Below are 8,146 nucleotides of genomic sequence, written 5' to 3'. Positions count from 1 at the left end.
GGGCAATGTCGGGCGGCGGGGCGGCGGGATTGTGAGCCGCCGCGCGGCTGGTCCCGTGCCGGATTCCGGATCAGGTTCCGCTGCGCTCCATCCGCCTGGGAAAGGGGCTGTGGTGCATGCTGGAACACGCCGCCCCCTTGCCGGACGCCTGGAACGTCAGTGGGCGGCGATTTGGGACCCAGCACAAGACCTGCCGCGCAGCGGCTCCCCATCGCCACGAACTGGAAACCCGGCCATCCGATCCGATCCTGAGACCGTTCGTCCGCGGAACGGGAGCAGATTGGAACGGTTATCGACAGGACCGGCGACGCGGCATCCTGGCGGCACCTGCGCGCCGCCGCCCGTTGCCGCCCCTGACCGATCCGTTTCCCGCCCGGCCCCGCGGCCGGCCCAGATCGTGGACGACAGCATGCTTCTCGAACACAGTCCGCCGGTGCGGGCCGATACCGGCCTCGCCATCACCCTCACGATCAACGGGCAGCGGCGCGAGCTCACGGTCACGCCCTGGACCACCCTTCTCGACCTGCTGCGCGAAAAACTCGATCTCACGGGCACCAAGAAGGGCTGCGACCACGGGCAGTGCGGCGCCTGCACGGTGCTGGTCAACGGCACCCGGGTGAACGCCTGCCTGACGCTGGCGGTGATGAAGGACGGCGCCGAGATCACCACCGTCGAGGGTCTCGCCGGGCTCGGCGACCGCGGCGGCAGCAACGCGCTGCACCCGATCCAGGAGGCGTTCATCGAGCACGACGCCTTCCAGTGCGGCTACTGCACCCCCGGCCAGCTCTGCTCCTCGGTCGGGATGATGAACGAGGGCCACGCCCACAGCCGTGAGGAGATCCGCGAAGCGATGAGCGGCAACATCTGCCGCTGCGGCGCCTACACCAACATCGTCGATGCCATCGAGGACGTGATGCAGGGAGCCGCTCGATGAACCGCTTCGATTACGTCCGCGCCGGCACGGTGGCGGAGGCGGTCCAGGCCTACGGGGCGGGCGCGCGGTTCATCGCGGGCGGCACCAACCTGATCGACCTGATGAAGTACGATGTCGAGAAGCCGGGCCGGCTGATCGACATCACCCGCCTGCCGCTGGACGCCATCGAGGCCCACGAAAACGGCCTGCGGCTCGGGGCGCTCGCGACCAACGCCAAGGTCGCCTACGACGACCGGGTCACGGCGCAATATCCGCTGCTGCGCAATGCCATCCTGGCCGGCGCCTCGGCGCAGCTGCGCAACGCCGCCTCCACGGGCGGCAACCTGCTGCAGCGGACCCGCTGCTACTATTTCTACGACACCGCCACGCCCTGCAACAAGCGCGAGCCCGGCTCCGGCTGCCCGGCGATCGGCGGCGTCAACCGTATCCACGCGATCTTCGGGGCCAGTGAGTCCTGCATCGCCACCCACCCGTCCGACATGTGCGTTGCCCTGGCGGCACTGGAGGCCACGGTCCGGGTGAGCGGGCCGCAGGGCGAGCGCACGATCCCGTTCGCGGATTTCCACCGGCTGCCCGGCGATAGCCCCGAGATCGACACCAACCTCGCCCCCGGCGAGATCGTCGTCTCGGTCGATCTGCCCGCGAGCAAGTTCCCGCAGCACTACACCTACCTGAAGCTGCGCGACCGCCTGTCCTACGCCTTCGCGTTGGTCTCGGTGGCGGCGGGCGTCGAACTCGACGGCGACACGATCAAGACCGCCCGGCTGGCGCTCGGCGGCGTCGCCCACAAGCCCTGGCGCAACCGCGAGGCCGAGGCGCTGCTCGAGGGCAAGCCCGCCACCCGGGAGAGCTTCCAGCAGGCGGCCGACCTCATCGTGTCCGAGGCCAAGCCGCAATCGGCCAACGGCTTCAAGATCGAACTCGCCCGGCGCGCCATCGTGCGCGGCCTCGAACAGGCCGCTGCCGGCACGCCCCAGTCGCTCAGCGACAAGCGCATCCAGTAGGCACCCCGATGACCCAGACCTTCAGCACGACCGGCCACGATACCTTCGTCGGCAGCCCGCGCAGCCGCATCGACGGACCCGCCAAGGTCACCGGCCTCGCAAAATACGCCAGCGAGTTCGCCGCCCCGGACCTCGCCTACGGCACCGTCGTGTCGAGCGCCATCGCCAAGGGGCGGATCGCGGCGATCGACTCCGCCGAAGCCGAGGCGGTGCCGGGCGTCCTCACGGTGATCACCCACGAGAACCGGCCGCGCACCGCGTGGCGGGACAAGAACTTCCAGGACGCGGTGGCGCCCCCCGGCTCGCCGTTCCGCGCCCTCTACGACGACCTGATCGTGTTCAGCGGCCAGCCGGTCGCCCTGGTGGTGGCCGAGGATTTCGAGACCGCCCGCTACGCGGCCTCGCTGGTCCGGGTCCGCTACGAGGCCCAGGAACCCGTCACCGACATCAAGGCCGCGCGCGGCGACGCCTACGATCCGCCCTACAAGCGCGAGGGCATCAAGCCGCCGCCGGAGCCGTGGGGCGACGCCGACCAGGCCTTCGGCAGCGCGCCGATCCGCGTGCAGGGCGCCTATACGCTGGCCAACGAGCACCACAACCCGATGGAGCCGCACGCCACCACGGTGGTGGTCGAGGAGGACGGGACCTACACGGTCTACGACAAGATCCAGGGCGTCTCGAACAGCCACCAGTATCTCGCCAACGTGTTCGGCCTGAAGCCCGATCAGGTCCGGGTGCTCAACCCCTATCTCGGCGGTGGCTTCGGCTCCGGCCTGCGCCCGCAATACCAGGCGTTCCTGGCGATGCTGGCCGCCCAGGAGTTGAAGCGCTCGGTCCGGGTGACCCTGACCCGCGACCAGATGTGGTCCTTCACCTATCGGGGCGAGGCGCTGCAGACCGTCTCCCTCGGTGCCGAGGCGGACGGGACCCTGACGGCGCTCCGGCACGATGCCGTGCAGGGGACCTCCCACTACGAGGATTACCAGGAGGTCGTCGTCAACTGGTCGGGCGTGCTCTACCGCTGCGATAACGTCGCCCTGACCTACCGGATCGCCAAGCTCGACACCGCCACCCCGGGCGACATGCGCGCGCCGGGCGCCGTCACCGGCGTCTTCGCCATCGAGACCGCCATGGACGAGCTCGCCTACGCGACCGGGATGGACCCGATCGCGCTGCGGCTGAAGAACTACGCGGAGTCGGACGCCACCGCCGAGGGCAAGCCGTTCGGCTCCAAGGAGCTGAAGGCCTGCTTCACGCAGGGCGCGGAGCGCTTCGGCTGGTCGAAGCGCAGCCCCGAACCCCGCTCCATGCGCGAGGGCCGCGAGCTGGTCGGCTGGGGCGTCGCCACGGGCGTCTGGGAATCGATGATGATGCAGTCGAGCGCCATCGCGACGCTCACCGCCGACGGCCGGCTGACGGTGGGCAACTCCACCGGCGACATCGGCACCGGCACCTACACGATCCTGACCCAGATCGCCGCCGACACCTTGGGCCTGCCCATGGAATCGGTCACCACCAAGCTCGGCGACACGCGCCTGCCCGAGGCGCCGGTCGCCGGCGGCTCCTGGACGGCGGCCTCCTCCGGCACCGCCGTGATGAAGGCCTGCCGTAACGTCGGCGAGCAGGTGTTCAAGCTGGCCCGCGGGCTGGAGAACTCACCGCTCGCCAATGTCGACGTCGACCGGGCCGTGTTCTCGGACGGCCGCATCGCGGTGGCGGGCGATCCCGGCCGCAGCGTCTCGATGGTCGAGGTGATGCGGGCTGCCGGCGTCGACAAGCTCGAGGCGGTCGAGCAGGCGGGTCCCGACAAGGACTTCAACGACACCTACCAGGCCTACACCCACGGGGCGATCTTCGTGGAGGTGAAAGTCGACGAGGAGCTGGGCCAGGTCCGGCTCACCCGGGTGGTCTCGGCGATCGCGGCCGGCAAGATCCTGAACCCGAAGACCGCGCGCAGCCAGATCCTGGGCGGCGTGGTGATGGGGATCGGTTCGGCCCTCGAAGAGGAGTCGATGCTCGACCACCGCTTCGGCCGGTTCATGAACCACAACCTCGGCGAGTATCACGTGCCGGTCCACGCCGACATCCAGGACATCGACGTGATTTTCGTGGACGAGGAGGACAAGGCCAACCCGCTCGGCGTGAAGGGGCTCGGCGAGATCGGCATCGTCGGCACCGCGGCGGCCATCACCAACGCGGTGTTCCACGCGACCGGCAAGCGCGTGCGCGACCTTCCAATCACAATCGACAAGCTGCTGTGACCGGGGACAGCCGATGTTTCCCGTGAAACATCGGCTGCTTTTTTAACCAGGAGGCCGGCCGCATACGCTGCGCGGCCGGCCTTTTTTATGCCTGCAGCTTTGCAGTACGTCTTGGCATTCAGAGCGTCATCGACGCGACCGTCCGCGGTGCCCGACGTTTACGTCGTATTGACAACGTAGGTACGCGCTCGCACCTTTCGCGTATGTCGAAAGTCCGCGCGACCATCGCCGAACCCTCCGATGCTCTGCCGATGGCTCCGAGTGAGACCAAGGGCAGCATCAATCTGCGGATCGAGGCCGGGACCCGCCAACTCATCGATGATGCGGCGGCGATCCTGGGCAAGACGCGCACGGAGTTCATGGTCGAGAGCGCCCGGCGACAGGCAGTCGACGTTCTGCTGGACCAGCGGCTGTACGCGCTCGAACCCGAGGGCCACGACGCCTTCTTGCACGCGCTCGACCAGCCACCGCCGCCGGGTCCGAAGCTGACGGCGCTGATGCGGCGCGTTCCGGCCTGGCGGAGGTGACGGGCACGCCGAAGGGTGCCGAGCCGATCCTGTCGGCGCCCGAGCCTCTGACGGCAGGGCACGACGTGTCGGGCTTCGATTGCGGCGAGCCCGCGTTGAACGACTGGCTGCGCCATCGGGCCTTGAAGAACGAGAGCCGGTTCTCCCGCACCTACGTCGTCTGTCGGGGCAAACAGGTCGTGGCCTATGTCGGCATCGCTGCGGGCTCCGTGGAACGCGTGGCCGCTCCGGGCAGGCTTCGCCGAAACGCGCCGGATGTGGTTCCGGTCTCGGTGATCGGCCGGCTTGCCGTCAGCCGTGATCATGCCGGTCGGGGGCTCGGCACCGATCTGCTGGCCGACGCGCTGCGGCGGATCGCGCTGGCCTCGCGCAGCATCGGGATCGGCGCAGTGATGGTTCACGCCAAGGACGAGGCGGCCAAGCGCTTCTATCTGCGCTGCGCGGAGTTCGTCGCCTATCCCGAGGACAGCCGCACCCTGTTCCTTCCGATCGAGACCGTGGTCGCGTCCTTCGGAGACCCCGAGGATCTCTAGGCCCGCCTGCGCGCGAGGACCCCATGAACCACCTCCTGCAATCCTGGCGCTTCTGGGCGCTCGCCGCCGCCGGCTTCGCGGCGATGACCGCGATCCTCGCCAAGGTCGGGGTCGCGGGCGTGCAGTCGGATGTCGCGACCTTCGTGCGCACCCTGGTGATCGTCGCCTTCGCGGGCGCGATCGTGGTCGGCTCCGGCCAGACCGGGGGGCTCGTGCAGATCTCCGGCCGCAGCCTGGTCTTCCTGGTCCTGTCGGGGCTCGCCACCGGGGCGTCGTGGCTGTGCTACTTCCGGGCGCTGTCGCTGGGCGATGCCGCCCGGGTCGCGCCGCTGGACAAGCTCAGCGTCGTGCTGGTCGCGATCCTGGGCGCCAGCCTGCTGGGCGAGACCCTGAGCCTCGCGGCCTGGGCCGGGGTCGGGCTGATCGCCGCCGGGGCTGCCCTGGTCGCCTCGGGCTGGTGATCGTCACGCGGTCGATGAGCGCCAGCGCACCGATCCGTTTACCCGTCGGGCGCATCCTGGCGGTCTCTTGCGAAGGAGACCTCCCATGGAATCGGTCTATCGCGGCTTCGAGACCTCGCTGCTCGGTCTCGCCCTCTGTCTCGGTCTCGCCGCCTGCCTGACGCTCGGCACCACGCCGATGCCGGGCGACGGCTTCGCCGTCACCCTGCCGATGGTCTCCGTGACCCTCGCGGGCCCCTGATCCGGGCGCCGTTACGCGGCACTCCGGGTCGCGCGGAACATGAAGCCGCGCGCCGTGTCGTCCATCTCGGCCTTGAAGGCGTGCTTGTCCTTCAGCGCCTGCGCGGCCGCGGCGGCCGGGCGAGCGCCGATCGCGTCGAGGTGGCGCTTGACGTGGGGCAGGCCCGCGAAGGCGTCCTCGCCCAGCACGAACGGCACCATCCGGGCCCAGCCCCACACCGCCATGTCGACGATCGTGTAGGTCTCGCCCAGCACGTAGGGGCGGTCCGCGAGCCGCTGGTTCAGGATCTCCCAGTGGCGGCGCGCCTCGAAGGCGTAGCGCTCGGTGGCGTAGGGGCCGCCATCGGGGGCGAAGTGGCGGAAGTGGACGCACTGGCCGGAGAACGGCCCGATGCCGGTGGCCACGAACATCAGCCAGGACAGCATCTCGCCCCGGGCCGCCTCGCCCTCGGGCAGGAACCGGCCGGTCTTGCCCGCGAGGTAGAGCAGGATCGCGTTCGAATCGAACACCGTCACGTCGCCGTCGACGATGGTGGGCACCTTCCCGTTCGGGTTGAGCGCCGTGTAGGCGGGCTCGAACTGCTCGCCCTTGCGCGTATCCACCGGGACCGGCTCGTAGGGCAGGCCCAGCTCCTCCAGGCAGAGGGCGACCTTCATGGGGTTGGGGCTGAGATTGTAGAAGAATCGAATCACGGCGCTCTCCTTGACACGGCGTCCCGAACGGCCGTCGGCGGTCCTCGGAACACGGCGATGCCAACCAAAACCGTCGCTCGCCCCTCCGGGATACCCGATCCGGCGCGACGGACGCGCGACGGTCGTCCCGGAGCGCGGCCGGCGCAAGCCGCGGCGATGCGGGGCGGCTATTCCACCACGATCTTGTAGCTGCGGCCGGGTACCAGGGCGGCGGCGCGCTCCAGGCCGTTGAGGACCAGGAACCGGTCGAGCGCCCGGTCCGGCACCGCCATGCGGCGGGCCAGCTCCTCCGCGCTGGTCGAGCCGGCCTGGACCACCTGCAGCCGCAGGGGGCGCAGCACCGCCTCCTCGGGGGGGACCGCCGCGAGGCTGGCGATCCAGGGACGGAAGGCGGGGTCCGGGTCGGTGGCGCCCTTGGCGGCCATGATCATCCGGACGGTCGTGTCGCCGATCCGGATCGCCGCCAGCCGGAAGGTCCAGTCCTTGCCCCGCGACAGCGCCAGGGCCGCCGGGTGGCCGCCGACCTCGCGGGTCTCGAATCCGGCCGGATCGAGGGCGTCGTTCCAGCTGCCCTTGAGGGCCGCGTCGAGGGCCTGGCCGTCCTTCGCCTCGATCTGGTCGAACAGCAGGCGCCGGTTGCCGTCCGGGGTGGTGCCGAGCACCGCCGAGCGGGTGTTCTCCAGGACGAACCCCGCCGGCACGTCGAACGCGATGCCGAGCCCCGGATGGACGAAGCGGTGGCCGCGCACCGCGCCGTCGCGCGGGTTGTCGCCGTACGGCAGCCCGTCCAGGGCGGCGAGGTAGGCGGCGCGGTCGTCGGCTCCGATCCCCGGGGCCCCGATCCGGCGCGCCGCCCGGGTGACCTGGGTGATGCGCTCGGCGGTGCCCGGGTGGGTCGCCAGCATGTCGGGCTCGCCCCCGGGGCCGGTGCCGGCCTTCAGGGCGGTGGAGCGGCTGAGCGCGGTGAGGAAGCGGCCGGCCGCGAACGGATCGTAGCCGGCCTTGGCCAGCGTGCGCACCCCGGTGGCGTCCGCCTCCAGTTCCTGCTCGCGGGAGAAGCGGGCGAGCGCGAAGCGGGACTGGTGCTGCAGCTGCGCGCCGGTATCGGGATCGTTCAGGACGTCGGCCACCACCCGGCTGACCAGGGCCGAGCGCAGTTCCAGCTCGCTCCGGGCGGTCGCGTGGTTGAGGGTCACGTGCGCCATCTCGTGGGCCAGCACGGCCGCCGCCTCGGAGGTGTCGCTCGCCAGCGCCACCAGCCCGCGGGTGACGTAGAGCCGCCCGTTCGGCAGCGCGAAGGCGTTGACCACGGGCGAATCGAGCAGCGTCACCGCGTAGGTCTGGTCCGGCCGCTCGCTCGCCTTCACGAGACGGTCCGTGACCTCGGTGAGCATCCGCATCACGTTGGGGGCCCGCACCTCGCCCCCGAACGAGGCCACGAGCTTGAGGTGGTCCGCGTCGGCGGCGCGCTCGCGCCCGGTGGTGCGCGGGGC

General features: G+C 70.5%; 9 protein-coding genes. 7 read left to right on the top strand and 2 right to left on the bottom strand.

Features of this window, described 5'->3' with window-relative positions; genetic code table 11:
• Positions 1–409: 409 nt before the first annotated feature.
• The 7 genes from FV228_RS14795 to FV228_RS33130 all read left to right on the top strand — a co-directional run bounded on the left by FV228_RS14795 (position 410) and on the right by FV228_RS33130 (position 5,961).
• Complete coding sequence (locus FV228_RS14795) at positions 410–934, top strand: (2Fe-2S)-binding protein (RefSeq protein ID WP_147855319.1); 525 nt, start codon at positions 410–412, stop codon at positions 932–934.
• Entirely contained in the window at positions 931–1,938 is a 1,008-nt protein-coding gene (locus tag FV228_RS14790; protein WP_147855318.1) for a xanthine dehydrogenase family protein subunit M, read from the top strand. The genes FV228_RS14795 and FV228_RS14790 overlap by 4 nt, the downstream gene beginning before the upstream one ends.
• A gap of 8 nt (positions 1,939–1,946) precedes the next feature.
• Complete coding sequence (locus tag FV228_RS14785; protein ID WP_147855317.1) at positions 1,947–4,199, top strand: xanthine dehydrogenase family protein molybdopterin-binding subunit; 2,253 nt, start codon at positions 1,947–1,949, stop codon at positions 4,197–4,199.
• A gap of 251 nt (positions 4,200–4,450) precedes the next feature.
• Complete coding sequence (locus FV228_RS14780; RefSeq protein WP_238262952.1) at positions 4,451–4,726, top strand: DUF1778 domain-containing protein; 276 nt, start codon at positions 4,451–4,453, stop codon at positions 4,724–4,726.
• Positions 4,714–5,259, top strand: a complete 546-nt coding sequence (locus tag FV228_RS14775; protein WP_147855315.1) for a GNAT family N-acetyltransferase — start codon at positions 4,714–4,716, stop codon at positions 5,257–5,259. The genes FV228_RS14780 and FV228_RS14775 overlap by 13 nt, the downstream gene beginning before the upstream one ends.
• A 23-nt stretch (positions 5,260–5,282) precedes the next feature.
• Positions 5,283–5,720 (top strand): EamA family transporter, encoded by a 438-nt coding sequence (locus FV228_RS14770; protein ID WP_147855314.1) that lies wholly within the window; start codon positions 5,283–5,285, stop codon positions 5,718–5,720.
• 85 nt (positions 5,721–5,805) lie between these two features.
• Positions 5,806–5,961, top strand: a complete 156-nt coding sequence (locus tag FV228_RS33130; RefSeq protein WP_187193465.1) for a hypothetical protein — start codon at positions 5,806–5,808, stop codon at positions 5,959–5,961.
• Between the two features lie 11 nt (positions 5,962–5,972).
• Here FV228_RS33130 and FV228_RS14765 read toward each other — a convergent pair whose 3' ends face one another.
• Positions 5,973–6,653, bottom strand: coding sequence for a glutathione S-transferase family protein (locus tag FV228_RS14765; protein ID WP_147855313.1), 681 nt, complete (start codon positions 6,651–6,653; stop codon positions 5,973–5,975).
• Between the two features lie 167 nt (positions 6,654–6,820).
• Positions 6,821–8,146 (bottom strand): M48 family metalloprotease (locus FV228_RS14760; protein WP_147855312.1); only part of this gene is annotated, 1,326 nt, incomplete at its 5' end.

This window comes from Methylobacterium sp. WL18, assembly GCF_008040015.1.
GTDB classification, from domain to species: Bacteria; Pseudomonadota; Alphaproteobacteria; order Rhizobiales; family Beijerinckiaceae; genus Methylobacterium; species Methylobacterium mesophilicum.
The sequence above is the reverse complement of the archived record's forward strand: the minus strand, read 5'-3'. Positions and strand labels throughout refer to the sequence as shown.

What these genes read in the sequence shown, in the direction of transcription:
- FV228_RS14795 (WP_147855319.1), top strand. Translation starts at nt 410, where the DNA reads ATGCTTCTCGAACACAGTCCGCCGGTGCGGGCCGATACCGGCCTCGCC.
- FV228_RS14790 (WP_147855318.1), top strand. Translation starts at nt 931, where the DNA reads ATGAACCGCTTCGATTACGTCCGCGCCGGCACGGTGGCGGAGGCGGTC.
- FV228_RS14785 (WP_147855317.1), top strand. Translation starts at nt 1,947, where the DNA reads ATGACCCAGACCTTCAGCACGACCGGCCACGATACCTTCGTCGGCAGC.
- FV228_RS14780 (WP_238262952.1), top strand. Translation starts at nt 4,451, where the DNA reads ATGGCTCCGAGTGAGACCAAGGGCAGCATCAATCTGCGGATCGAGGCC.
- FV228_RS14770 (WP_147855314.1), top strand. Translation starts at nt 5,283, where the DNA reads ATGAACCACCTCCTGCAATCCTGGCGCTTCTGGGCGCTCGCCGCCGCC.
- FV228_RS33130 (WP_187193465.1), top strand. Translation starts at nt 5,806, where the DNA reads ATGGAATCGGTCTATCGCGGCTTCGAGACCTCGCTGCTCGGTCTCGCC.